General features: G+C 70.2%; 20 protein-coding genes. 16 read left to right on the top strand and 4 right to left on the bottom strand.

All coding sequences use genetic code 11. The annotated features are described in order from the left end of the window. Positions 1–13 precede the first annotated feature (13 nt). The 14 genes from cheB (at position 14) to OEB96_RS34430 (ending at position 13,900) form a co-directional block, all read left to right on the top strand. Positions 14–1,153, top strand: a complete 1,140-nt coding sequence (cheB, locus tag OEB96_RS34495) for a chemotaxis-specific protein-glutamate methyltransferase CheB (RefSeq protein WP_266221102.1) — start codon at positions 14–16, stop codon at positions 1,151–1,153. Positions 1,154–1,251: 98 nt separating this feature from the next. Beyond that, positions 1,252–2,079, top strand: a complete 828-nt coding sequence (locus tag OEB96_RS34490; protein ID WP_266221101.1) for a GAF domain-containing protein — start codon at positions 1,252–1,254, stop codon at positions 2,077–2,079. Next, complete coding sequence (locus OEB96_RS34485; protein WP_266221100.1) at positions 2,076–2,489, top strand: response regulator; 414 nt, start codon at positions 2,076–2,078, stop codon at positions 2,487–2,489. Before OEB96_RS34490 ends, OEB96_RS34485 begins: the two co-directional genes overlap by 4 nt. A 4-nt stretch (positions 2,490–2,493) precedes the next feature. After that, entirely contained in the window at positions 2,494–3,408 is a 915-nt protein-coding gene (gene xerD, locus OEB96_RS34480) for a site-specific tyrosine recombinase XerD (protein WP_266221099.1), read from the top strand. Positions 3,409–3,531: 123 nt separating this feature from the next. Next, entirely contained in the window at positions 3,532–4,347 is an 816-nt protein-coding gene (locus tag OEB96_RS34475; protein WP_266221098.1) for a receptor L domain-containing protein, read from the top strand. A gap of 280 nt (positions 4,348–4,627) precedes the next feature. Continuing rightward, positions 4,628–5,488: a receptor L domain-containing protein gene (locus OEB96_RS34470; RefSeq protein ID WP_266221097.1), complete on the top strand. Its 861-nt coding sequence runs from the start codon at positions 4,628–4,630 to the stop codon at positions 5,486–5,488. Between the two features lie 227 nt (positions 5,489–5,715). Then, complete coding sequence (locus OEB96_RS34465; protein ID WP_266221096.1) at positions 5,716–6,456, top strand: site-2 protease family protein; 741 nt, start codon at positions 5,716–5,718, stop codon at positions 6,454–6,456. A 25-nt stretch (positions 6,457–6,481) separates the two neighbouring features. Continuing rightward, a complete protein-coding gene (locus OEB96_RS34460; RefSeq protein WP_266221095.1) occupies positions 6,482–7,939 on the top strand; it encodes a segregation and condensation protein A in 1,458 nt (485 codons plus the stop codon). After that, the gene (gene scpB / locus OEB96_RS34455; protein ID WP_266221094.1) at positions 7,899–9,500 is read left to right on the top strand and encodes an SMC-Scp complex subunit ScpB; all 1,602 of its coding nucleotides are present in this window, start codon (positions 7,899–7,901) and stop codon (positions 9,498–9,500) included. The genes OEB96_RS34460 and scpB overlap by 41 nt, the downstream gene beginning before the upstream one ends. Then, the gene (locus OEB96_RS34450) at positions 9,497–10,306 is read left to right on the top strand and encodes a pseudouridine synthase (RefSeq protein WP_266221093.1); all 810 of its coding nucleotides are present in this window, start codon (positions 9,497–9,499) and stop codon (positions 10,304–10,306) included. The genes scpB and OEB96_RS34450 overlap by 4 nt, the downstream gene beginning before the upstream one ends. Positions 10,307–10,404: 98 nt before the next feature. Next, positions 10,405–10,710 (top strand): 30S ribosomal protein S14, encoded by a 306-nt coding sequence (gene rpsN / locus OEB96_RS34445; RefSeq protein ID WP_266221092.1) that lies wholly within the window; start codon positions 10,405–10,407, stop codon positions 10,708–10,710. Positions 10,711–10,746: 36 nt separating this feature from the next. Further along, positions 10,747–11,034 carry a type B 50S ribosomal protein L31 gene (locus OEB96_RS34440; RefSeq protein ID WP_266221091.1) on the top strand — a complete coding sequence of 96 codons (288 nt, stop codon included), beginning with the start codon at positions 10,747–10,749 and terminating at the stop codon, positions 11,032–11,034. Positions 11,035–11,042: 8 nt separating this feature from the next. Further along, positions 11,043–12,524 carry a TldD/PmbA family protein gene (locus tag OEB96_RS34435; RefSeq protein ID WP_266221090.1) on the top strand — a complete coding sequence of 494 codons (1,482 nt, stop codon included), beginning with the start codon at positions 11,043–11,045 and terminating at the stop codon, positions 12,522–12,524. After that, positions 12,524–13,900, top strand: coding sequence for a TldD/PmbA family protein (locus OEB96_RS34430; protein ID WP_266221089.1), 1,377 nt, complete (start codon positions 12,524–12,526; stop codon positions 13,898–13,900). The genes OEB96_RS34435 and OEB96_RS34430 overlap by 1 nt, the downstream gene beginning before the upstream one ends. A 79-nt stretch (positions 13,901–13,979) precedes the next feature. Here OEB96_RS34430 and OEB96_RS34425 read toward each other — a convergent pair whose 3' ends face one another. The 3 genes from OEB96_RS34425 to OEB96_RS34415 form a co-directional block, all read right to left on the bottom strand. Beyond that, on the bottom strand, positions 13,980–15,860 hold the full coding sequence (locus OEB96_RS34425) for a DUF7453 family protein (RefSeq protein WP_266221088.1): 1,881 nt from the start codon (positions 15,858–15,860) through the stop codon (positions 13,980–13,982). Between the two features lie 208 nt (positions 15,861–16,068). After that, a complete protein-coding gene (locus tag OEB96_RS34420; RefSeq protein ID WP_266221087.1) occupies positions 16,069–16,917 on the bottom strand; it encodes a 3'(2'),5'-bisphosphate nucleotidase CysQ family protein in 849 nt (282 codons plus the stop codon). Beyond that, a complete protein-coding gene (locus OEB96_RS34415) occupies positions 16,914–18,728 on the bottom strand; it encodes a protein O-mannosyl-transferase family (protein ID WP_266221086.1) in 1,815 nt (604 codons plus the stop codon). The genes OEB96_RS34420 and OEB96_RS34415 overlap by 4 nt, the downstream gene beginning before the upstream one ends. Before the next feature lie 91 nt (positions 18,729–18,819). On the opposite strand from OEB96_RS34415, the gene OEB96_RS34410 reads away from it, so the two are divergent. Together OEB96_RS34410 and OEB96_RS34405 are read left to right on the top strand one after the other, a co-directional pair. Then, a complete protein-coding gene (locus tag OEB96_RS34410; protein ID WP_266221085.1) occupies positions 18,820–20,061 on the top strand; it encodes a hypothetical protein in 1,242 nt (413 codons plus the stop codon). Positions 20,062–20,331: 270 nt separating this feature from the next. Then, positions 20,332–20,865: a hypothetical protein gene (locus OEB96_RS34405; RefSeq protein ID WP_266221084.1), complete on the top strand. Its 534-nt coding sequence runs from the start codon at positions 20,332–20,334 to the stop codon at positions 20,863–20,865. Here OEB96_RS34405 and OEB96_RS34400 read toward each other — a convergent pair. After that, the gene (locus tag OEB96_RS34400; RefSeq protein WP_266221083.1) at positions 20,855–22,708 is read right to left on the bottom strand and encodes a protein kinase family protein; all 1,854 of its coding nucleotides are present in this window, start codon (positions 22,706–22,708) and stop codon (positions 20,855–20,857) included. The two genes, OEB96_RS34405 and OEB96_RS34400, sit on opposite strands and share 11 nt — an antisense overlap. Positions 22,709–22,710 lie beyond the last annotated feature (2 nt).

The following is a 22,710-nucleotide window of genomic DNA, read 5'->3' as shown; positions in this document are numbered from 1 at the left end:
CCTTCGTCCCGAGATGGAATCGCCCCCGCAAAAGCTCCGTGTGCTCGTCGTCGACGACTCGGCGTACAACCGCCAGACCATCACGGCGATGCTCGAGTCCTTGCCCGGTATCGAGGTGGTCGGTCGGGCCATGAATGGCAAGGAGGCCCTACAGATGGCCTTCGATCTCGAGCCCGACGCGATCACGCTCGACCTCGAGATGCCCGAGATGGACGGGTTTGCCTTCTTGCGCCTGCTGATGGCCAGACGGCCCACGCCCGTCCTCGTGGTCTCGGGGTACGCGCAGCGCGAGAACGTATTTCGTGCCCTGGAGCTTGGTGCTCTGGACTTCATCGCCAAGCCCAGTCGTGAGATCTCACCCGACCTCAAGTCGATCCGCGACGAGCTGGCCACGAAGATCGGAACCGTCAAGCGCTTGCACGCCGTCCGCCTGTACAATCGAGCAAAGGCCTTGGCCGCAGTGGATCGTCGCACCACCAGCAACACCTCGTTGCAGTCCACCAAGGCAGCACCGCGCACGCCCTCGGGCATGCCGCCGGCGCTCGTCGTGGGCATCGCGTCCTCCACCGGCGGACCGCCGGCCGTGCAGCAGATCCTGTGCGCGCTCGATGCCAAGGTTCCGATTGCGATCCTGGTCGCACAGCACATGCCCGCCCGCTTCACGCGAGCCTTCGCCAGCCGCCTCGATCGACTGGTCGACTTCCACGTGGTCGAGGCGGTCGATGGGCATCCGCTGTGCGCCGGGACCGTCTACATCGCACCGGGCTCCGCCAACATGGAGATCGAGCGTCCTGGCGACGGACGAGAGGCGCCGATGGTGCGGGTCGTGCCGCCCAACACCGCCAAGCCCGGTCCCGTGCTCACCCCCTCGGCCGATCACCTGTTCAAGTCGTTGGCGGCTCAGTACGGTCGACGCTTGCTCAGCATCGTGCTCACCGGCATGGGATCCGACGGTCGAGAGGGGGCCCGCGAGGCCCGTCGGCTGGGGGGGCGCATCATTGCCGAGGACCCCGACACCGCGGTCATGCCTGGGATGCCCTACTCGGTCATCGAGGCGGGCCTGGTCGACGAGGTGCTCCCGGTCGAGCAGATTCCCGAAGCCATTGCCCGTTTCGTTGGCGAGGCCCGGGGAGGTGGTGAGGGGGTCCGCTAGGGCACCCTCGATGGGGCCTCGGTTGGGCCCCGGTCGAACCCCGGTCGATCCGACGCTTTCCTGCGGGCTCCGCGGTCCGCTGTGGTATGGTGCAACCCGTGAGCCGGGATGAAGCCGACTCCCCGTCGCTACGGGACCAGACCCAGGCCTTCTTGCACGAGTTCTTCGTCAAGGGGCAGGAGCTGATTCGCGAGCTCATCGAGGAGAACGAGCGGCTGCGCTCGAGCATGGCTGCCGCCGATCGCGACGGCCAAGGCGGCCCCGAACTCTCGCCCACCTCGGCCGAGATGGTGGGCAAGCTGATGCGGCAGGTCGAGGCGCTCGAGAGCGAGGTCGGCGAGATCCGTCGCATGGCGGGCTCGGTGCAGAACGACGCGGGGTATCGCGAGCGCTTGCAGTCCCTCGAGGACGAGCACTACAACCTCGCGGCCATGTACGTGGCCTCGGGGCAGTTCCATGCCGCCATCACGGTCGACGAGGTCCTGCGCACCGTCACCGAGATCCTGCTGAACTTCGTGGGCGTGGGTGCCTTCACCCTGTACGTGGTCGACGAGACCCACCAGCTGCTGTTCCCGCTGTGGCGGGAAGGGGGCGACCCGGCCGAGCGCACCGAGCAGTCGCGCCCGAGCGAGGGCCCGCTCGCGGATGCGATCGGCATCGGTCGTGCGTGGCGGGCCGGCGATCCCATGGGGGCGGAGGAGGGGGTGCTGATGCACCTGCCGCTCTACTCGGGCACGCGCCTGGTCGGCGTGCTCCGCCTCGAGAGCTTCCTGCCTCAAAAGTCGGCGTTCGCCGACACCGATTTCGGCCTGCTCGAGCTCATCTCCGGTCATTCCGGCATTGGCATCGAGATGGCGTGGATCCGAGCCCACGCCAAACCGGTGCCTCTCGAGCGGCAAGCCATCGAGCATCTGGTGGGTGGATGACGCGATCCAGTGAACAGGCCAACGCCGGGGGGCGCATGAACGCGCTGGTGGTCGAAGACAGTCCACCGATGCGCAAGATGATCGTGTTTGCGCTGTCCCGGATCCGGGAGCTGTCGGTGACCGAGGCCGACGACGGCGTGGATGCGCTGCGACGCATCGCTTCCACGAAGTTCGACATCATCATCACCGACATCAACATGCCGATCCTCGACGGCCTCAAGCTCGTCAAGCGCTTGCGGGCCGACGATGCCTACAAGGACGTGCCGATCATCATCATCACGACCGAGGGGGCCGAGGAGGACCGGCAGCGGGCCCTGGCGCTGGGCGCCAACGCCTACATCACCAAGCCGATCCAGGCGCCGACGGTGATCAAGCTGGTCCGCGAGATCCTCGGCATGTCCGGTGGGTGAGCGGATGTCCGAGGTGGCGGTGGAGGTGGCGGTCGACGACTACCTCCAGCACCTGACGGTGGAGCGGGGGCTGTCGCGCAATACGCTGGCGGCCTATGGGCAGGATCTGGGGCAGCTGGTGGCCTTCTTGGCCGACAGGGGCGTCACGGAGGTCGCCGCGGTCACGCCGCTCGTGCTCCTGGGGTTTGCGACCGAGCAGCATCGACAGGGGCTGTCGGCGCGCTCCCAGGCGCGGCGCTTGGTGGCGGTGCGCGGGCTGTTTCGCTACCTGCGGCGCGAGGGCATGGTCGACCGCGATCCCGCGCAGGCGCTGCAGCTCCCCCGGTTCGGCGCCCGGCTGCCCGAGCTGCTCAATCGCAGCGAGGTCGAGGCCCTGCTGGCCGCGCCGGGCACCGACACCCCGGGGGGCTTGCGCGACACGGCGCTCCTGGAGCTGATGTACGCCACCGGCTGCCGCATCTCCGAGGCCCTCGACCTTTGCATCCCCCGGCTGCGCCTCGCCGACGGGTTGGTGCGCCTGGTCGGCAAGGGCAACAAGGAGCGCATGGTGCCCCTGGGCGTGCCGGCCCAGCTCGTGCTGACCCGCTGGCTGGAGGAGGGGCGCCCCCTGCTGCTGGCGAGGGCCCGTCGTGCGCCGCGGGAGCAGTGGGTGTTCCTCAATCAGCGGGGAGGTCGGCTCAGCCGCCAGGGATTCTGGCAGCGCTTGGTCCAGCACGCGGCCACGGCGGGCATCGACCGCGCGATCTCCCCGCACAAGCTGCGGCACAGCTTTGCCACCCACCTCTTGGAGGGAGGGGCCGACCTGCGGTCGGTGCAAACGCTGCTCGGCCACGCCGACATCTCGACCACGCAGATCTACACCCACGTGAGCGAGCGGCACGTTCGCGACGCCTACGACCGCCATCACCCACGGGCCTAGCCGGCCGCGGGCCCACGAGACCCTGGTTGGCGCTCGGCCCCGGGGTCGCTTGCCTGGGAGACAGCCGGCGGATTACGGTGAACCGTCCGAGCATGGCCGGTGTGGCGTCGGGCGGAGGCAACCATGAAATCCTCGAATCTCATGATGGGTGTGCTCGCTGCGGGCTCGATGGCGCTCCTGGGTTGTCCTGCGGACGAGCCCCCGAGCAGCGACGAGAGCACGGGGCCGGCCGGCAGCAGCAGCAGCGGCGAGCCCGAAACGAGCACGGGGCCAGGGACCACCAGCACGGATGCCACCACCGCGTCGGTGGATGACACCGCCGGTTCCAGCTCGGGCGAGCCCGAGCCGTGGCCCGAGTTCCCCTGCGAAGGGGCCGATCAGGTGCTCGACGCCAACGTGCTGATCCAGAGCGCCGACGATCTGGCCCAGCTCGATGGGGTTCGCGAGATCACGCGCAGCCTGGTGATCGACTCCACCGATCTGGTGGATCTCGACGCGCTGGGCTGCATCGACCTCGTGGGGGAGAACCTGCAGATCTTCGGCAACACCTCGCTGACCAACGTGGACGGCCTGGTCAACCTCACCGCGATCGGCGGAACCTTCATCTTCAGCGACAACACCGCCCTGACCGACTTCGACGGGCTGCAGTCGCTGACCCGCATCGATGGCAGCTTCAGCTTCACCGACAACGAAGCCGTGACCCAGATCAGCGGCTTCGACAGCCTCGTGGGGATCGAGGGCGACGTCACCATTCGCACGAACGAGTCCCTCACCAACATCGACGGGCTCAAGGGCTTGATGGTGGTGGGTGGAGTGCTCGCGATCACGGCCAACCCCATGCTGTGCATCAGCAGCGTCAATTGCGTGGGCGAGGGGATCGTGTCTCCGCCGAGCATTCCCCCCGACTGGACGACCGTCGCCAACGACGACGAGTGCTGAGGGTTGCGAGGTCCAGTGGCCGCCTCGCCTGGACCTGCCCGTCGAGCAACGGGAGCAAAGCGGACGCAAGGTGGTGTCGGGCCAACCGAGGGGGAGGCGATCGCCACGTGGCTGCGTGGTCGATCGTGCAGTCGGCTGCACGGCGCGTGGATCCTTGGAGCAAGCGCACGCAGAATCGACGCGAGCCGCTTGCTTCGGGCCCCTGCGCGGTTCTAGGGTGGGTCTGGTCAGCCGCCCGTGGGCTGACGTGGAGGGCACATTGAAACACTGGAATTCCATCATGAGCGCGCTGTTGGCTGCGCCGCTTTGCCTTGCAGGGTGTCCGAGCGACGACACTGGCGAGACGGGCGCCAACGACTCTTCCACCGGCGAGCCGGGGACCACCACCACCGAGACTCCCACGACCACGGGCGTCGACTCGAGCACGACCGACGAGCCGACCACGACCGGGGCAGAGGAACTCTACCCCAGCTGTGGCGACCCGACCTTGTCCGAGATCCCGCCGGCTCCCGTCGATTGCGCCGGGGTCGACGGCGTGCTGATGGGCAGCGTCATCATCGAGGATGGTGGCGACGATCCATCCGCCCTCGACGGCATCCGCGAGGTGACGGGAGCGGTGCGGATCAATCGAACCGACCTGACCAACCTCGACTTCATGGCGTGCCTCACGACGGTCGGCGAGGACGTCACGATCTTCGACAACGACTCGCTCACCGACGTCAGCGGGCTGTGGAGCCTCACCGACATCGGGACCGACTTCATCTTCAGCGGCAACGATGCGCTCACCGAGCTCCACGGGCCGCCGAACGTCGAGCGCATCATCGGCAACATCGTCATCCGCGACAACGCATCGCTCGAGCGGCTCCGCGGGTGGCAGACGCTCATCGGCCTCGAGGGCTACACCTTCATCAACGAAGATGGCGAGGAGGAGTTCGCGGGCGGCAACCTCACCATCCAGCTGAACCCGGTGGCGCGCGACATGGCCGGCTTCTGCGGTCTGCTGGTGGTCAACGGCGTGTTCGCCGTCACCAACAACCCCATGCTGTGCCTGGGCAGCGTCGCCGACGTGGGCGAGGGCATCGTGCAGCCCGCCGAGCCGCCCGACAGCTGGAGCATCTCGGGCAGCGACCCGAGCTGCTAGCCCCGAGCGCATCGGCGCGCGTGGCGACGGAGGGCGCCCCATCCCTTGGTTGGGCCCTCGGTTGGGCCCTGGGTTGGGGGCGCCCTTCGTTCGTGGACGACCACTCCGCGCCAGAGCGTCGAATGCGCTGCCTGCGACTGGTCGCGCCGACTTGCCCATCGCAGGCGGGCTCTCCACACTTGCGGCAGCCCTCCCGGGAGTCGGAGGCGAGACTCCGAGCGAACGCCGTGGCCAACATCCTCTTTTGCACCTACCTCGCGATGAGCACTGGGCTCGTGGTCGCCGGAGCTCCCGGGGTCGCCGAGCTCCGCTATGCGGGCATCCTCGTCATCTGCATGATCCTCGCGATCGGCGTGCACGAGTTCGCCCACGCCTACACCGCCCATCGTCTCGGCGACCCCACGCCCGAGTCGCAGGGGCGGTTAACGCTCAATCCCATCGCCCACATGGATCCGATCGGGACCCTGGCCCTGCCGATCGCGCTGGGGCTGTTCTCGAAGGGGATGCTCTTTGGCTGGGGTCGTCCGGTGGAGACGCAGTCGCGGTACTTCACCCGCAGGATCACCATGCGGGGGGGCATGGCACTGGTGGCGTTCGCCGGGCCGCTGTCCAACCTCGTGCAGGCCGCGCTCACCCTGGGGGTCCTGTGGATCCTGTTCGCGACCGGCGTGCTCGATCGGGCCGACCTCGCCGCCGAGATGCATCCGCTGGCCACGCCGCTGCTGGTGTTCTACTCCCTGAACGTGCTGCTGTTCGCGTTCAACCTGCTGCCCGTGCACCCGCTCGACGGCGGCAAGGTGCTGGCGTGGATCCTGGGGCCCAAGTACCAGCACATCGATGACTTCCTGGCCCGCTATGGCTTCGTGATCCTGCTGGTCCTCATGTTTGCGGTGCCCGTGGTGCTGCACAAGGTGTTCGGTCCGGTCATGGCCGGCGCCGAGTGGGCCCTGCATGCCGTGGTGAGCTAGGACCCGGCCGATCGGCGACACGTCCATGACCGATGTGGAGCATCGATCCGCGGCGGCGGATGCCGGCCCCTCGGTGCCGACGGCAGCGGCCGCGGCGCAAGGCGGCGAGCTGGGTACCGATGCCGGGGCCCGCGTGTGCGAGGTGGAGCTCGAGCAGTTCGAGGGACCGCTCGATCTGCTGCTGCACCTGGTGCGACGCCACGAGCTGGACATCCTCGACATCCCGATCTCGTTCGTCTGCGAGAAGTACCTCGAGTACATCCAGTTCATGCAGGCGCTCGATCTCGAGGTGGCGGGCGACTACCTGGTGATGGCGGCCACGCTGGCCTACCTCAAGAGCCGGGAGCTGGTGCCGAGCAACGAGACGGCGCTCGAGGAGGGCGGCGAGGAGGAGGGCGGCCCCGACCCACGGGAGCAGCTCATCCTGCGCCTGCTCGAGTACCAGAAGTTTCGCGATGCGGCCGATCGGCTCGATGCGCGCCCGATCGCGGGCCGCGACACGTTCAGCCGTGGAGGGACGGTGGAGCTGCCGCCGGTCGACGCTGGCCTTGCGCCCATCACCCTGTTTCGGCTGGCCGAGGCCTACCAGCGGGTGCTCGAGCGGGCGCGGATCCACAAGAGCCACGAGGTGGTCATGGAGACCGTCTCCGTGGCCGCGCGCATGGAGCAGCTGACCTCGATCCTCATCGAGCGCAACCGCTTCGACTTCGAGGCCTTGTTCCTCGAGCGCTCCTGGGTCAGCGAGGCCGAGCTTCGCTCGATGCTGGTGGTCACGCTCATGTCGATCCTCGAGCTGGTTCGGATGGGCGTGGCGAGCGTGTACCAGCCGCTGGGGGCGGACACCATCGTGGTCGAGCGCGTGGCGTCGGCCGATGATGCCCGCGAGGCCCTTCGTGGCTACGACGAGTCCTTGAGCTTCGGCGAAGGGACCAAGGCTCCCGAAGCGGCCGAAGGCGCGGTCGCGGCGGGCGAAGAGGAAGAGCAAGAGCAAGAGGAAGAAGAGGTCGCGGCGGTCGAAGAGGTCGCGGCGGTCGAAGAGGTCGCGGCGGTCGAAGAGGTCGCGGCGGTCGAAGAGGTCGCGGCGGTCGAAGAGGTCGCGGCCGACGAAGAGGTCGCGGCCGACGAAGAGGTCGCGGCCGACGAAGAGGTCGCGGCCGATGATGGGCTCGATACGGGCTTGGCCGAGCCGTCTGGGGAGGGTGGCCCGGGGGTGGGCGCGCAGGTCACGACGTTGGACGAACCCGAGGGCGAGGAGCCGGAGGCGGTGGCCCCGTTCGTGGCAGTGGGCGGCCCGGCGCCGGGAGATGCTGGCGCGCAGGCTCGATCCGTTGTATCCGAATCGCCCGCGCCGCAAGCCCCCGTCGAGGGCCTTGGCGCGGCTGCACCGGTCCTCCCGCCGGAGGATGGTGCGTCGGGATCCACGGAGGGCGATGGCCAGGAGCATGGCGAGAACGGGGAAGCTGAAGCGGTCGAAGGCTCGTAGGCCTTCGGACGCCGAGATCCGCGTCGATCCCCGGACCCGTCACGCCTCCGTTGGTGAGCTGGTCGCGGCGCTCGATGGAGAGCATCCGGCCGAGGATTCCGCCGCCATCGAGGCCGAGCCACTGGCGCTGGTGGAGGAGGCGGAGGGGGCCGAGTCGAGCGAGCCGGGTCCCACGCCGCCTGCGTCGGAGGACCCCGAGGGTGGTTCCGACGAGCCGTCCGATGACCTGTCGGACGATGATCCATCCGACGGTTTGGGCCTTCGCGGCTACGAGGACGACTTCAGCCTCGACGAGCCCGCTCCGGAGCCACGGCCCGAGCGGGGGCCCCGGGCCGATGGCGTGGAGTTGTCCGACGAGCTGCCGATGGCGCCCGAGGACGATCTCAGCCGAGTGCGTGGTCAGGCGTCGCCGCGGTTGATGTCGGTGGTCGAGAGCTTGCTGTTTGCCTCCGACAGGCCGCTGACCGTTCGCGACATTCGCCGGGTCCTCAAGGAGCCGACGGTGCGCCAGGTGCAGCTCGCGCTCAAGCAGCTCCAGATCGACACGGCCAAGCGCGGCGTGGTGCTCAGCCAGGTTGCCGGCGGGTTCCGCTTGCGGACCAATCCGAACAACGCCCAGTGGGTCCAACGCATGCTCGCGGGCAAGCCCACCCGGCTGTCGCGCTCTCAGCTCGAAGCGCTCGCCGTCATCGCCTACCGGCAGCCGATCACCAAGGCCGAGATCGATCACGTGCGCGGCGTCGACTGTGGAGCCGTGCTCCGGGTGCTGCTCGAGCGCGATCTATGCCGCATCGTGGGGCGCAAGGAGGAGCCGGGGCGTCCACACCTCTACGGCACCACCGTGGAGTTCCTCGAGTTCTTCAACCTCCGCAGCCTGCGGGACATGCCGGACCTCCACGAGTTCCGCGAGCTCACCGACGAGAGCCGCGCCACGTTGCGTGACGAATTCGGTGAGGACGCCGACGAGGTCGAGGCCGAGGTGCTCGGGCAGGAGGTGCTGCGGTTCGACGACGGCGGCACCGACGAAGCGACCGAGGAGGACGTTGGCGATCCGTCGGAGGCATCGGAAGAGCCCGAGGGATCCGAGGAGTCCGAGGCATCGGAAGAGCCCGAGGCATCCGAGGAGTCCGAGGCATCGGAAGGGCCCGGGGGATCCGAAGAGCCCGAGGCATCCGAAGAGCCCGAGGCATCCGAAGAGCCCGAGGCATCCGAAGAGCCCGAGGCATCGGAAGAGCCCGAGGGAGCCGAATTGGAAGAGCCCGAGCCATCGGACGAGTCCGAGGCATCGGACGAGCCCGAGGCATCGGAAGAGCCCGAGGGAGCCGAATTGGACGAGCCCGAGGCATCGGAAGAGCCCGAGGGAGCCGAATTGGACGAGCCCGAGGCATCGGAAGAGCCCGAGGCATCGGAAGAGCCCGAGGCATCGGAAGAGCCCGAGGGATCCGAGGAGTCCGAGGCATCGGAAGAGCCCGAGCCATCGGAAGAGCCCGAGGCATCGGAAGAGCCCGAGGCATCGGAAGAGCCCGAGCCATCCGAGGAACTCGAGGAGGTGGAATCATGAGCCCCCGCGGACGTCGTCGAGCTTCGCGCAAGGAGGTCACCGAGGCTGCACCGCCCGAGGGGGCGGTTCGGCTGCAGAAGCTGCTCGCCCGGGCGGGGGTGTCCTCGCGTCGAGGTGGCGAGGCGCTCATCACGGCCGGGCGGGTGATGGTCAACGGGCAGGTGGTCACCGAGCTCGGCATACGCGTCGATCCTTCGAAGGACGAGGTCGCCGTGGACGGCCGCGTGATCCAGCGCCAGGCGCCGGTCTACCTGGTGATGAACAAGCCCGACGGGGTGGTGTGCTCGGCCGAGACCACGGTGGACGAGCGCGGGCGACCCACGGTGGTCTCGCTGATTCGAGGGATCGACGAGCGCGTGTATCCGGTGGGGCGGCTGGACTTCCACACCCGCGGCGTGCTGCTGCTCACCAACGATGGCGACCTCGCGGCCCGGCTGACCCACCCGCGCCACAAGGTCCCCAAGACCTATCACGCCAAGTTCCAGGGTCAGCTGCAGCCCGAGGATCTGCAGGCGCTGTCGATGGGGGTCACCCTCGAGGACGGCACCCGCACGCGGCCGCTGGCCGAGATCTCGGTCATCAAGGATACCCAGACCAACACATGGGCCCAGCTCACGCTGACCCAGGGCCTGTATCGCCAGGTGCGGCGGATGGGTGACGCCATCGGCCACCCGGTGCTCAAGCTCATCCGGGTCTCGTTCGCGGGCGTCACCGCCGATGGCTTGCCCGAAGGGGACTGGCGGCTGTTGCGCGATGACGAGGTCGCTCGCCTGCGGGGCCTTGCGGCGGCTCCTTCGAGCATGTAGCTTCCCGCTCCCGCGAGGCCGGTGCCCACCCCTCGCCGCGGCGGTACCTCGGGGCCATCGCTCCCCGCTTGCCCGCCCCATCGTACGGAAAGAAGTCAATGGCCAAGCTCTCTCAGGTCCTGCGCGATCAAAAGCGCGAAAAGCTCATCGACAAGTACGCGGCCAAGCGCGCCGAGCTCCGCTCCAAGCTCAAGGATCCGGAGGTCGACCCCGACGAGAAGTTCGAGGTCATGGAGGCGCTCGGCAAGCTGCCCCGCAACTCCTGCCCCACCCGCAAGACCCGTCGCTGCATGCTCACCGGGCGCAGCAAGGCGGTCTATCGCAAGTTCGGTCTGTGCCGCGTTGCGCTGCGCGACCTGGCCCTGCGCGGTGATCTGCCGGGCGTGACCAAGTCGAGCTGGTAGCCCGACTCGTCGTTGCCACGAAGGAGCTTTGCCGCCATGAAGATGGGCGTACATCCCGAGTATCACAAGGTCCTGTTCGTCGACTCCTCCACGGGCGACGAGTGGACCTCGTTCTCCACCCTCGGCTCGTCCGAGAAGCGCGAGGTCGACGGCGAGGAGATTCCGGTCATCCGCCTGGAGATTTCGGCCCACAGCCACCCGTTCTGGACGGGTCACGCGCGCGAGGTCGACGCCGAGGGGCGCATCGATCGCTTCCGCCGACGCTACGCCGGTCGCAAGACCGGGGGCAAGAAGACCGCCGTCGCAGCCGAAGGGCAGGACTGAGCCCGACGGTGGCCCGTGCCGTCGGCAAGGGCCAAGGGCCCAACCCCAAGAGCGCCCGCCGTCCCCGCGGCGAGGCGCCGTTCGTGACGGGGCCCCAGGCCATCGATCCCGAGCTGGCGCAGCGGCTGATCGGCACCGCGCTGGAGCACGGCGGCGACTTCGCCGACCTCTACTTCGAGTACCGTCGCTCCGCCTCGCTCTCCATGGAGGACGGTCGGGTGCGCACGGCCGGCGGAGGCATCGACATGGGCGTGGGGGTTCGGGTCGTGGTCGGCTCGGCCGTCGGCTACGCCTACGCCGAGAGCCTCGAGCTCTCCGAGATGATGCGCGCGGCCCAGACCGCCAGTCAGATTGCACGGGCGGGGGCAGCCGTGGCGCCGGAGGCCGTTCGCTCCCGGCGGATCCGCAGCTGCTACCCGGTCGAGCACGAGGTGGTCGACGTGGACGGGGCCCATCGCGTGGAGCTGCTGCGGCGCGCCGACAAGGCGGCGCGGGCCCACGACCGCAAGATCAAGCGCGTGGATGCCTCGCTGGCGGCGGTGCACAAGGAAATCCTCGTCGTCACCAGCGACGGGGTGTTCGCGCACGACGTGCGCCCCATGGTCCGCCTCTCGGTGGCCGCGGTGGCGCGTCGAGGCAAGCGCACGGAGACCGGCAGCAGCGGCGGCGGCGGGCGCTTGGGCCTGTCGTACTTCGACGCGCACACGCCCGAGACCCATGGTCGGGAGGCCGCTCGCGTGGCGCTGGTCAACCTCGACAGCCGCCCCGCGCCGGCCGGGACGATGCCGGTGGTGCTCGGCCCCGGCGATTCCGGGATCTTGCTGCACGAGGCGGTGGGGCACGGGCTCGAGGCCGACTTCAACCGCAAGCGAACCTCCAACTACACCGATCAGATCGGCCGGCCGGTGGCCTCGCCGCTGGTTACCGTGGTCGACGACCCGGCCATCGCGGGCTCGCGCGGCAGCCTCAACGTGGACGACGAGGGCGTGGTCCCGCGCGCGCATCGGCTGATCGTGGGCGGCACCTTGCGCGACTACATGCACGACCGCATCAGCGCGGAGTTCTTTCGCAAGAAACCCAGCGGGAGCGGACGGCGCGAGAGCTTCCGTCACGTGACCATGCCGCGCATGACCAACACCCTGATGATGGCGGGGCAGGACGATCCGGCCGACATCATCCGCTCGGTGAAGCGGGGGATCTACGCGGTCAAGTACAGCGGCGGCCAGGTCAACATCTCCAACGGCGACTTCGTGTTCAGCCTGACCGAGGGCTACCTCATCGAGGACGGCAAGCTCACCGCGCCGCTCAAGGGCGTCAACCTCATCGGCAACGGTCCCGAGGCGCTGCGCATGGTGAGCATGGTGGGGCACGACTTCGCGCTGTCCGATGGCATGTGGACCTGCGGCAAGGATGGCCAGAGCGTGCCGGTGGGCGTGGGCATGCCCACCGTGAAGCTCGACCAGCTCACCGTGGGAGGCACGGCGGTCTGATGCCTCGCCCCCGCGCCATCGAGAAGAATCTCGACCGCCTGGCGGACATCGCCACCCGCACGCTCGAGCGGCTGCGCGGCCTGGGAGTCGATCACGCCGAGGTGGCGGTCGGCACCGGCCACGAGCTCGAGGTGAGCGTGCGGCAGGGCGAGGTCGAGCTGGTCAAGGAGGCCGGCAGCAGCGGCCTGTCGGTCCGCGTGGTCCGAGAGGGTCGCGTGGCCACCAGCGCCACCACCGACTTCCGCGACGACTCGCTGACCGCGTTCCTCGCTCGTGCGGTCGAGATGGCCGCGCTCGGCGAGCCCGACGAGATGGCCGTACCGCCGTCGCCCCGCGAGCTGTGCAAGGCCTGGCCCGAGCTCGATCTGTTCGATCCGGCCACCGATCGGATCGGCGCCGCGCGGGCGATCAAGCTGGCCACCGCGGGCGAGAAGGCGGCCCTGCGGGCCGACCGTCGCATCACCACCTCCGAGGGGGCCAGCTTCGGCCGCAGCAGCGGCTGCTCGGTGCTCGCCACCTCGGGGGGCTTCATTGGGCGCAGCGCGGGCACCTATCAGTCGCTGGTGGTGCAGGCGGTGGCCGACGACGACGGGGGCAAGAAGCGCAAGGGCGTGCACTGGACCGGCGGGCGGTTCTTCTCGGAGCTCGAGTCTCCGGCGGTGATCGGCAAGGAGGCTGCACGCCGGGCGGTGGCCTCGCTGGGGGCCGCCAAGATCCCCACTGGCCGCTACCCCGTGGTGTTCGAGCAGACCGCCGCGCGGGCGATCGTGGGACTGGTGGCCAGCTGTGTGCTGGGCGATGCCATCTACCGCCAGCGCAGCTACCTCGCGGGGCGCGTGGGGGAGGCGATCGCCAGCCCGCTGGTGACGCTGATCGACGATCCGCTGATCCCACGTGGTCCCGGATCGCGGGCCTACGACGGCGAGGGGCGCAAGGTGGCCAAGCGGGCGGTCTGCCGCAAGGGCGTGCTGCGCGGCTACCTGCTCGACACCTACAGCGCGCGCAAGCTGGGGCTGCGCCCCACGGGCAGCGCCAGCGGCGGGGGCGGGGTGCCGCACTCGAGCACCAGCAACTTCTACCTCGTACCCGGCCGGGGCACGCCGCAGAGCCTGCTGAAGGGGATCGACCGGGGTCTGTTCGTCACGCGCATGATGGGCTTTGGCTTCGACCCCACCACCGGCAACTTCAGCCGCGGGGCCGAGGGCTTCCTCATCGAGCGCGGCGAGCTGACGCGACCGGTGAGCGAGGTGACCGTCTCGCGCAACCTCGACGAGCTGCTTCGTGGGATCGACAAGATCGCCAACGACCTCGAGCACAAGACGAGCATCGCGGCGCCCAGCTTCCGGGTCGACCAGATGACGGTCGCGGGGAGCTGAGCGCGCGAGCGGCCGGACGGGCCGCATGGCGGTCGGGGCTCCGGCCGATGCGCGTCGCGAATCGGCCGGGACCCGGCGGTCAACGGCGTCGTCGCCGCAGCCCGAGCAGCCCCAGCAACCCGAGCCCCATCCACGGGGCCGGACCCGCGCCGTTGGCTCGGCAGCCGCAGCCGTCGTCGGTGCCGCCGACGCCCGCGGTGTCTCCGTCGGTCTCGGTCTCGGTCTCGCCCTCGGTGCCGTCGGCCGGACCGCTGGCGGCGGTGAGCGTCGAGGGGCCACCGCTGCCGCCCGTGCTGCCGTCGAGTCCGGTGTCGCCCGCGGTCTCGTCCACCCCACCCGGCAGCGTGCAGTCGGCCTCGCAGCCGTCGCCGGAGTCGGTGTTGCCGTCGTCGCACTCCTCGACGCCGTCCTGCACGAAGCCATCGCCGCAGGCCGCGGCCACGCAGGTGGAGATGCAGTCGTCGGTGTCGTCGTCGTTGCCGTCGTCGCACTCCTCGACGCCGTCCTGCACGAAGCCATCGCCGCAGGCCGCGGCCGCGCAGGTGGAGGGGCAGTCGTCGGTGTCGTCGTCGTTGCCGTCGTCGCACTCCTCGACGCCGTCTTGCACGAAGCCATCGCCGCAGGCCGCGGCCGCGCAGGTGGAGAGGCAGTCGTCGGTGTCGTCGTCGTTGCCGTCGTCGCAGTCCTCGAACGGGTTGACGACACCGTTGCCGCAGCACGACACCGGGAGCTCGACCATCGCCTCGGTCTGGGCCATCCCGTCGTCGAGCAGCAGCTCCGCATAGATGAACGGAGTGTCGCCGACGGGCTTGCTGTCGGTGGCGGTGCCGATGGTGACGTCGAGGATCGAGTAGTCGGCCAGGTCGTCGCCGTCCACGTCGAGGCCGTCGTCGAAGGTGGTGAGCACCGCCAGCGAGGTGCCGCCGATGTCGGCCGCGTCGCAGGCGAAGAAGATCGTCTCGCGGAAGCCGGCGGGGCCGTTGTAGGCCCAGGAATGGGTCGCCTGGTCGAAGTTGCTGATCGCGGCGAAGCGCAGCTCGGATCCGGGCGACAGCGTGACTCCGTCGAGCATGTCGCCCTCGCGCACGGCGACGGTGCCGTTGTGGGCGATGAACTCGTCCTGTCCCATGGGCCCGTTGGTGTCGCCCGTGAAGATGTAGTTGCCGGCGTTGTTGATCGAGACCAGATCGAAGGCGCTCCACCCGTCGCCGTCGCCGGTGGGATCGGCCTCGCGCGCCACCAGCACGTCGTCGACCCAGATGAAGCCGTCGCTTCCGGGGTCGCCCTCCATGTTGAGCACGTGGATGCGGTGCATGCCGTCGTCGGAGACCGCAAACGAGGCATCGATGCCGTCCACGTTGTCGTCGAGCACGAACACGTCGATCATGTCGCCGCCCGCGAGCAGCACCTCGGCCGAGGCCACGGTGCCGTCGAGGGTGCGATAGAACACGCGGAAGTCGGTCGTGCCGTCGCCGTTGCTGTCGATGCCCGCCCGCCAGTAGATCGTGCCGTTGCCGTCCATCACGGGCGTGCTGAGGAACGTATAGGTCCCCATGAACCCGACCGCCGGATCGCCGATGGCCGCGAACACCCCCATGTTGGTGTAGAGGCCATCGAGGCCGTCGATGTCGGGCGCGTAGATCCAGTTGCCCGCCCCGTCGCTGCCCACGGCGTCCTCGATGGCGCTGAGCGCGACCGTGGCGTCGTCGCTGCCCGACCACACCACGGCGTTGTCGACCCACACGAAGTGATCGCCGTCGTCGAAGTCGCCCACGAACGCCACTTGACCGGCCGCGTTGACCCATGGAGGACGCACGTTGGTCACGGTGGGGCCGCCGGTGGGGGCATCACCCGCCTGCACCACGATCCGTCCCTGGACCGGGTTGGGCGGCGTGACTCCGGCCTGGGCCGACCAGGCGGCGAGCAGGAGCGACAGGGAGGCCACGCTCGGCGTGATCACGACGAGGGCACGGGAGCCGCGGCGCAAGCGAGAAGGGAAGCGATCGAAGCCATGCATCGCGCTCGACGATACTGCTTGTGGAACCGCGAGCGCGCCCGATTCGAAGCGGAAGACCGAGCCCCCGATGCGCACCCCGCGAGTGCTGTTGGGGGCGCAAGCCGGCCCACCAAAGGAGCCGTCACGCCACGCTCGTCCCGGCTGCCCGGCATCAGAGCCAGCGGTCGACCAGGGGTCGCATGCGCTGCAGCACGTGCTCGTGCATGCGCCCGTGCGATGCAACCACGCCTCGGGGATGGGTGACGCTCGGTGCGCGAAAGTCCAGTGGATCGCCGCGGAGATCGGTGACCCGGCCGCCGGCGGCCAGGATCAGGGCCGTGGGCGCGCAGGTGTCCCACATCTTGGTGTGGCCGGGCGCCTGCACGTAGACGTGGGCGTCGCCGCGGGCCACCGCGGTCATGCGCACGCCCACGCTGCCCACGCTGCGGGCCCGCGCCTCGCTCACCCCGAGCGCCCGGCGGATCGCATGCTGGTGCGACAGCGGGAACATGCGGCCACCGATGAGGAGCAGGTCCTCGAACGAGGCCTCTTTGGGCTCGAGGGGCACCTCGCCGCCACCGGGGAGGCGACGTCGGGCCAGCGCCTGGTCCGGGCCGCGCACGGCCCAGCTGAGGTGGCCTGCGGCGGGCTCGAGCACCACCCCCAGCCGCGGCTCGCCGCCCACGCACAGGCCGATCTGGATCGTCCATCCGGTGCGCCCGCGCGCGAACTCCCGGGTGCCGTCGATGGGATCGACGTACCAGCATCGCACGGGCGCTCGCCAGCTTCCGTCGTCGGCGCTCTCCTCGGCCAGCACTCCGTCCGCGGGGAAGCGGGCGCGCAAGGCCGTGACGATCCGGTCGTTGATCTCGGTGTCGGCCCGCGTGATCGGTCCTCCCCCCATCGGCTTGTCGCGCAGCGCCATCACCTTGGCTCCGCGTCGCCAGTAGGACATGGCGATCTCGCCGCACTCGGCCACGAGCGCGAGGGTGAAGGCCAGCTCCGAATTCAGGGCGGTCATCGAGGGCGCCATGGGCCGAGGGCCGAGAGCAGCGCACTGGCCTCTGCGTCGCGCCCCTCGGCATGCAGGGCGGCCAACAGCCGCCGGGTCCCCTCATTGTAGGCGGCGCCCAGGTCCGCGGTCCACGGGTGCGCCACCGCGGGCGCGTGGTCCAACGCAGGCTCGCCATAGCGCCGCAGGGCCGCGAGATGATCCTCGATCACCTCGGCGGGATCCGGGGGAGGACGGTGCGGCGCGAGGACGCGCCACAGCACGCCCTGGGGCACCACGGGCAGGGTGGACGCCGGGCGCGAGAATACGTTGGCCAGGTAGATCGGGGTGTCCCGTAGTGCGGGATCGGCCCATAGTGCGCTCACCAGCCTCACGGGCTTGTCGACCTCGGGCAGCGCGGGGAAGCGCGTGCGCAGGTGCTGCCGGTACCACGGCTGCGAGAGCAACGAGGCATCGATGTAGATCGTGGCGGGGCCTTCGTGCTGCACGTGCTGCACGAACAGCAGCGGAAAGAGCCGGTGATCGTCGGTACCGATCACGATCGCGGCCCGATCGGGCGCGGGGGTGCGCAGCAGGTCACGGGCGTAGCGCTCGACCCCGGCGTCGTCGCTGGGCAGGCCGCGGGCATCGGTGCGCAGCAGCTGCGTGGCAACGAGCACCGCGGCGCCCGTGCCCAGCACGACGGCGCCGGCTCGGGAGGGCACGCGCTCGCGCAGGCGGGCCGCGGCCACGGCCCACGGCGGGGCCCACAGCAGGATGGTCAGTAGGTCGAAGCGCTCGAGGATCCAAGCCCCGAAGGGTCGCGTGGGATCGATGTTGTGGGCGGCGGGAAACCCGAGGGTGCATCCGAGCACGGTGATCCACAGCCCCCACCACGGACCGGGGGGGACGGTCGCGGGGCGCCGCAGGGCGAGGGCGGCGATCGCCACGAGCACGAGGGCGGCGGCCAGCGGGCTCCCGGCCAGGCCTCCGCTGTGGGCCGAGCCCACCACCTCGACCGCGCGCGCCCACTGATCGAGCACGTGGGGGTCCTCGGCATGCAGGCTCAGCTCGAGCACCCCATAGTCGGCGCGAAGCACGTGATGGAGGAGGCCACCCAGCGACTGGGTGTCACCCCAGCGCCACGGGCCACCGCTGCCGATCGCCAGCGTGGCGTAGGGCAGCAGGCCCAAGAGCCCCGCGCCCACGCCCTGGGCTGCCACCGATGCGAGGCGGCGCCACGAGAACGGGTGGGGCCAGGCCGCGCCCACCACCAGCGGGAGCATGAGCCCTGCGCTCAGGTGATGGCTCACGGCGAGGCCGAACGCGAGCCCCAGCTGCCAGGGACGGCGCCGCGACGACGCGCACAGGCGCAGCAGCAGGGCGCAGGCCAGCAGGTGCGGGCCCCAGACCTCGCTGTCGTTGACGTGCAGCACCACGGGGGATGCGGTGGCGAGCACGGCCACGGCCACGGTGGCGGCTGCACGACCGGCGAGACGAGCCAGCAGGGGCCACAGCACGAGCCATGCCGCCACGCCGGCCAGCGCGCAGGGCCACGCGGCGGCGGCCGCCGGGGTCGCCCCCAGCGCGCGCAGCAGTCGGGCCGGACCGCCCAGCGCGCGCATCCACGGGTAGCCCGAGGGGTGGGGCACGCCGCCCTCGAGCATGACGGTGGCGAATTCTCCCGCGTCACCGGCTTGCACGTGATGCGGGATCGCCAGCGCCGCGAGCAACAGCAGCAGCAGCGCGAGCGCGAGCCAGGGCCACTGCGCACGCCCCCAGTCGATCGCGGACGCGCGCTCGGACGACGGGGTGGCGGCTGGCTCGGCCGAGATGGTCACCGCGGTCGATGGTACGCCGTACGGGATCGACGGGCGATGCAGCGCGCCCCCGTACATGGGGGCCGTGTCATGCTGTGGCCCCCACGCCGCCATGCCTCGCTCGATCGACCTTCGTTCCTCGCTCCTGCTCGTCCTGGCCCCGGCCGTCGCGGCGTGTCCCCAGAGCCCTTCGGGGTTCGCCCCGCCGCCCGGCGAGGTGGGGAGCACGCCGGCCGCGGAGCCCGACAAGGCCGAGTCTCCGCCGTCGCCCGAGAACTCCAAGACCCCGCCCGAGCCGAGCGACGCGATGCTCTCCGCGCCGATCGCCTCGGCCCTGGCCCGTGTGCCGGCCTCGATCGCCGCCCACTACGTGCTGTCGCTGTCCGACGATCGCAACGCGCTGACCATCGATCCCCGCCCCGAGCCCACCCGGCGGGACGTGCGAGCGCGGGGCTTCTCCGCCAAGGACAGCGAGGCCGGCGGCAAGGTCATCACGCTCGAGGGCGGGCCGTTTCGCAACGGAGGCTGGATCGACGCCTCGTTTCGCGAGCGCGTGAGCGGGGCGGCGCAGCTTCGGCGGCTCGTCGAGGCCGGCTATGATCTCGACGAGCGCCGCGAGCTGCTGGTGGTCGATGGCGAGGTCGATCGCAGCCCGACCCTGTTCGCGTTCAGCCGGGACGCGCGCAAGCCCGGGATCGTGGGCGTGTGCTCGGACGTCACGATCCTCGACTTCGGCCAGCCCTCGCCGCCGCGGCCCATCGCGGTGCGCAAGCCCGTGATCTATCTCTACCCCACGACGACCACGCAGGTGCACGTGGGGCTCGAGCTGCGCGGTGAGCTACTGGCCGCCTATCCGGCGCTGCACGACGGCGCCTGGTCGGTCACCGCCGCGCCGGACGGCCGACTGGTGGACGAAGCGACCGGCCGCGAGCATCGCTACCTGTTTTGGGAGGGCTCGAGCACGCAGTGGGAGCTCGATCCGGCTTCGGCCCACTGCGTGCCCGGAGACGAGGCGGCGTCGTTCCTCGAGCGGGTGTGCGAGTCCCATGCGCTCACCGCCGACGAGTGTGGTGACATGGTGACCTATTGGTTGCCCACGCTGGCCCAAAATCCCTATACCGTGATCGAGCTGGTCGACGAGGACGTCTACGGTCGCTACGCGCGACTCGACGTCGAGCCCACGCCCGACACCGTGATTCGACCGTTCATGATCTTCCGGCGTAGCGAGGTCCCGGTGGAGGTGGGTGCTCCTCCGCTGCCACGGCGCCACCGCGGCGGGTTCACCGTGGTGGAGTGGGGCGGAGCGGACCTCGACGCGCCCCTGCCCAGTCCGTGGCGAGCCGAGCTGCGCTGACCCGCTGCTGCCCCGAAATGCGGGGCGTCACCGTGGTCGGCCATCGTTCGCTGGATGCGTGCGGCCCTGGGTCATGAGGAGACGTGAGTCGCAGCGATTCAGTGACAGTGGCACTTTGCGTGTCATTGCATGAATCGCAGGACGAGCGTAGGTTGCCATCGAATCACAGCCACCGTCGTACGAGGGCTGGAACGAAGACAACCCACTTCATCGTGGGAGGCCATGGGTTCATTAGGACCACCCCATGGGCTTCCCGATAGGGAGCTGTTCATGTCCGAATCCCAAGGAACCATCGAGGCCGAGGCGATCGCCAAGCGGCTGGCCACCATCGACGCCCATCGCCTGCATTCGTTGTTGATCCGCTCGACCGCGCTACGCCATCAGGATCTCCTGCGGTCGTGGTCGGCCGCGGTCACCACTCCACGCGAGGCCGAACTCGACCTCGACCTCGAGGCGTTCCTCGATTGGTGCGCAGCCGGGGTCGAGCTGTTCTTGCGAGGGGGGCTGCCTTCGCGCCGCAGCATCGACGATGCCGCTCACCGGGTGATGCTCGCGGCGGTGCTGCGGCGCCACTCGAGCATCTCGGCCGCCGCCGCTGCGCTGGAGACCTCGCGCCGGGCCCTTCGGGCCGCGATGAAGCGGCTGGGACTCTACGAGGCCTGGCAGCAATGGCGGACTCGATCGACTCAGGCCGCGTCCGCGGCCAAGTCCAGTGGCAAGAGTGGCCCATCCGAATCCACCGAGCCCCTGGAACCTTCGGGTACAGAAATACCCTCGTCGGAGCAGGGGGCTCCTACCGTGTGAGGAGATCGTCGAGGGCCAACATGCGGTCTCCCGACCCCGTCACCACCACCGATTCCGGCCGCAGTCGCCGCTCGATGGCCTCGCGCAGGGGGTCGGGGAATTCGAGGGCAGCGCTGGGGACCAGGTCACGCCATCCGACCACCGATGCGTCGAGCCCCCGGGCATCGGCCGGCCATGGGGCCAGGAGAACGGTCCGGCTGGCTCGATCTCGGTCGAGGACGGGCTGGATCCACGGGTTGGCGGTGGCGCAGAGCGCATCGATCTGGGCGGGCGACCAACTCTCGGCCACGGCGATCTCCACTCCCACCAGCAAGCCACCCGTGGTGCCCTCACTGGTCGAGCGCGATGCCGCGGCATCGGGGGCGCGGCCCAGAGTGCGCACGTCGGCCACGGGGGCGCGGAGCTGGGCGAGGGCCGCGGCAGCCGGAGGGCGGTGGGCGGGATCTTCCGCGGTCATGCGTTCGATGAGAGTCCGCTCGGCCTCGGGGATCGCAGCATCTTCGGAGGGCGTGGCGGTAGGTGGTTCCAATCGGCCCAGTAGCAGCGCATGGAACAAGATGCCCACCGCAAAGAGATCGCTGGCCGCGGTGGGCGAGCCTCCGCGTCGGAGCTCGGGAGCGGTCAGCAGCATCAGCTCTTCGAGGCCCCCCGTGCGGGTGGCGGCCAGGCCAGCCAGATGGTGGGCGCCGAACGGCGGCAGCTGCGGACGTCCGAGCGCGTCGGTGACCAGCAGGCTGGGAAGCACTCCGCCATGGACCAGGCCCCGCTCGTGGGCGGCGGCCAATCCCTCGAGCACGAAGGCCACGAGGGCGCGGGCCCGCGGGATCGCATCGCGCAGACCGGGGGGACGGATCGTGCGGCGCAGGGGAGGGCCTTCGGCTCGTGGCAGCACCAGCAAGCCCGCCTCGGACTCGATGCGCAGCACCGGGCGAATGGCGGGATGACCCACATCGGCGGCGGCCACCGCCACCGCCAAAAATCGATCGATCGCGGCGGCCACCTGAGGGTCGATGGGCTCGGGTTGATCGGCGAGCAGCAGGTGGATCTCGACCTCCTGCATGGTGACCCGATCCACGCCGACGTAGGCTGCTCCGGCGATCGCATTGTCCAAGAGCCCCGTGACTCGATAGCGCCCGGGGACGGCATCGTCCGAGGGGCTGGCGCCGTGCCGCTCCAGCACGAGCTGGGCGGCCAGGTCGTGACCCAACGAGCCCAGGGCACGGGCCAGCAGCGCGGCAAGCTCGGCCGACGGGGGACCGGTGCGCAGTGCTGCCTGGGCACGGCGGGCGGCGCCTTCGGCGTCGCCCAGGTCCCAGCCAAGGCGTGCGGCCAGGGCCAGGACCCGCGGAGAGGCGTGGCCCTCGTCCCCGAGCGCGAGGGCCTGCAGCGCGTCACGAGGACGGCCGGCCTCGGCCAGGGCCTGCGCCGCGCCCACGCGATTGCCGGCGCGCAGCAGGGCCTGCGCACGATCCTCGGGCGCGGCGTGGCGGCTCGCGAGCAGCAAGGCGACCTCCATGTCGCGTCGACGCTTGCGCAGCAGGGCGAGCGCGGCTTCGAAGGGCTCGGGCTCGGCCTTCTCCACCATGGCCAGCGCAGCATCGAGGGCCGCGGGGGTCCCGGACTCGAGCGCCACGCGAAGGGCATCCACCGGCAGAGCGGCCGCCTGGTACTCGATGCAGGCCCGCTCGAAGTCCCAGATCTGCTCGCGGACCCAGCCCGCGAGCGCATACCGGCCCGAGGCGGCCAGGTCGGCCGCGAGCGCCTCGTGATCGCCAGCCGTCAGGCGCTGCTGCTCGTGCGGCTCGAGCGAGCCGAAGCCGGGAGGAGGGGAGGGGGCGACCACGC

Source organism: Paraliomyxa miuraensis (assembly GCF_026337845.1).
GTDB classification, from domain to species: domain Bacteria; phylum Myxococcota_A; class Polyangia; order Nannocystales; family Nannocystaceae; genus Paraliomyxa; species Paraliomyxa miuraensis.
This window is presented reverse-complemented; position numbering and strand designations above follow the sequence as displayed.

What these genes read in the sequence shown, in the direction of transcription:
- cheB (WP_266221102.1), top strand. Translation starts at nt 14, where the DNA reads ATGGAATCGCCCCCGCAAAAGCTCCGTGTGCTCGTCGTCGACGACTCG.
- OEB96_RS34485 (WP_266221100.1), top strand. Translation starts at nt 2,076, where the DNA reads ATGACGCGATCCAGTGAACAGGCCAACGCCGGGGGGCGCATGAACGCG.
- xerD (WP_266221099.1), top strand. Translation starts at nt 2,494, where the DNA reads ATGTCCGAGGTGGCGGTGGAGGTGGCGGTCGACGACTACCTCCAGCAC.
- OEB96_RS34475 (WP_266221098.1), top strand. Translation starts at nt 3,532, where the DNA reads ATGAAATCCTCGAATCTCATGATGGGTGTGCTCGCTGCGGGCTCGATG.
- OEB96_RS34470 (WP_266221097.1), top strand. Translation starts at nt 4,628, where the DNA reads ATGAGCGCGCTGTTGGCTGCGCCGCTTTGCCTTGCAGGGTGTCCGAGC.
- OEB96_RS34460 (WP_266221095.1), top strand. Translation starts at nt 6,482, where the DNA reads ATGACCGATGTGGAGCATCGATCCGCGGCGGCGGATGCCGGCCCCTCG.
- scpB (WP_266221094.1), top strand. Translation starts at nt 7,899, where the DNA reads ATGGCGAGAACGGGGAAGCTGAAGCGGTCGAAGGCTCGTAGGCCTTCG.
- OEB96_RS34450 (WP_266221093.1), top strand. Translation starts at nt 9,497, where the DNA reads ATGAGCCCCCGCGGACGTCGTCGAGCTTCGCGCAAGGAGGTCACCGAG.
- rpsN (WP_266221092.1), top strand. Translation starts at nt 10,405, where the DNA reads ATGGCCAAGCTCTCTCAGGTCCTGCGCGATCAAAAGCGCGAAAAGCTC.
- OEB96_RS34440 (WP_266221091.1), top strand. Translation starts at nt 10,747, where the DNA reads ATGAAGATGGGCGTACATCCCGAGTATCACAAGGTCCTGTTCGTCGAC.
- OEB96_RS34430 (WP_266221089.1), top strand. Translation starts at nt 12,524, where the DNA reads ATGCCTCGCCCCCGCGCCATCGAGAAGAATCTCGACCGCCTGGCGGAC.
- OEB96_RS34420 (WP_266221087.1), bottom strand. Translation starts at nt 16,917, where the DNA reads ATGACCGCCCTGAATTCGGAGCTGGCCTTCACCCTCGCGCTCGTGGCC.
- OEB96_RS34410 (WP_266221085.1), top strand. Translation starts at nt 18,820, where the DNA reads ATGCCTCGCTCGATCGACCTTCGTTCCTCGCTCCTGCTCGTCCTGGCC.
- OEB96_RS34405 (WP_266221084.1), top strand. Translation starts at nt 20,332, where the DNA reads ATGTCCGAATCCCAAGGAACCATCGAGGCCGAGGCGATCGCCAAGCGG.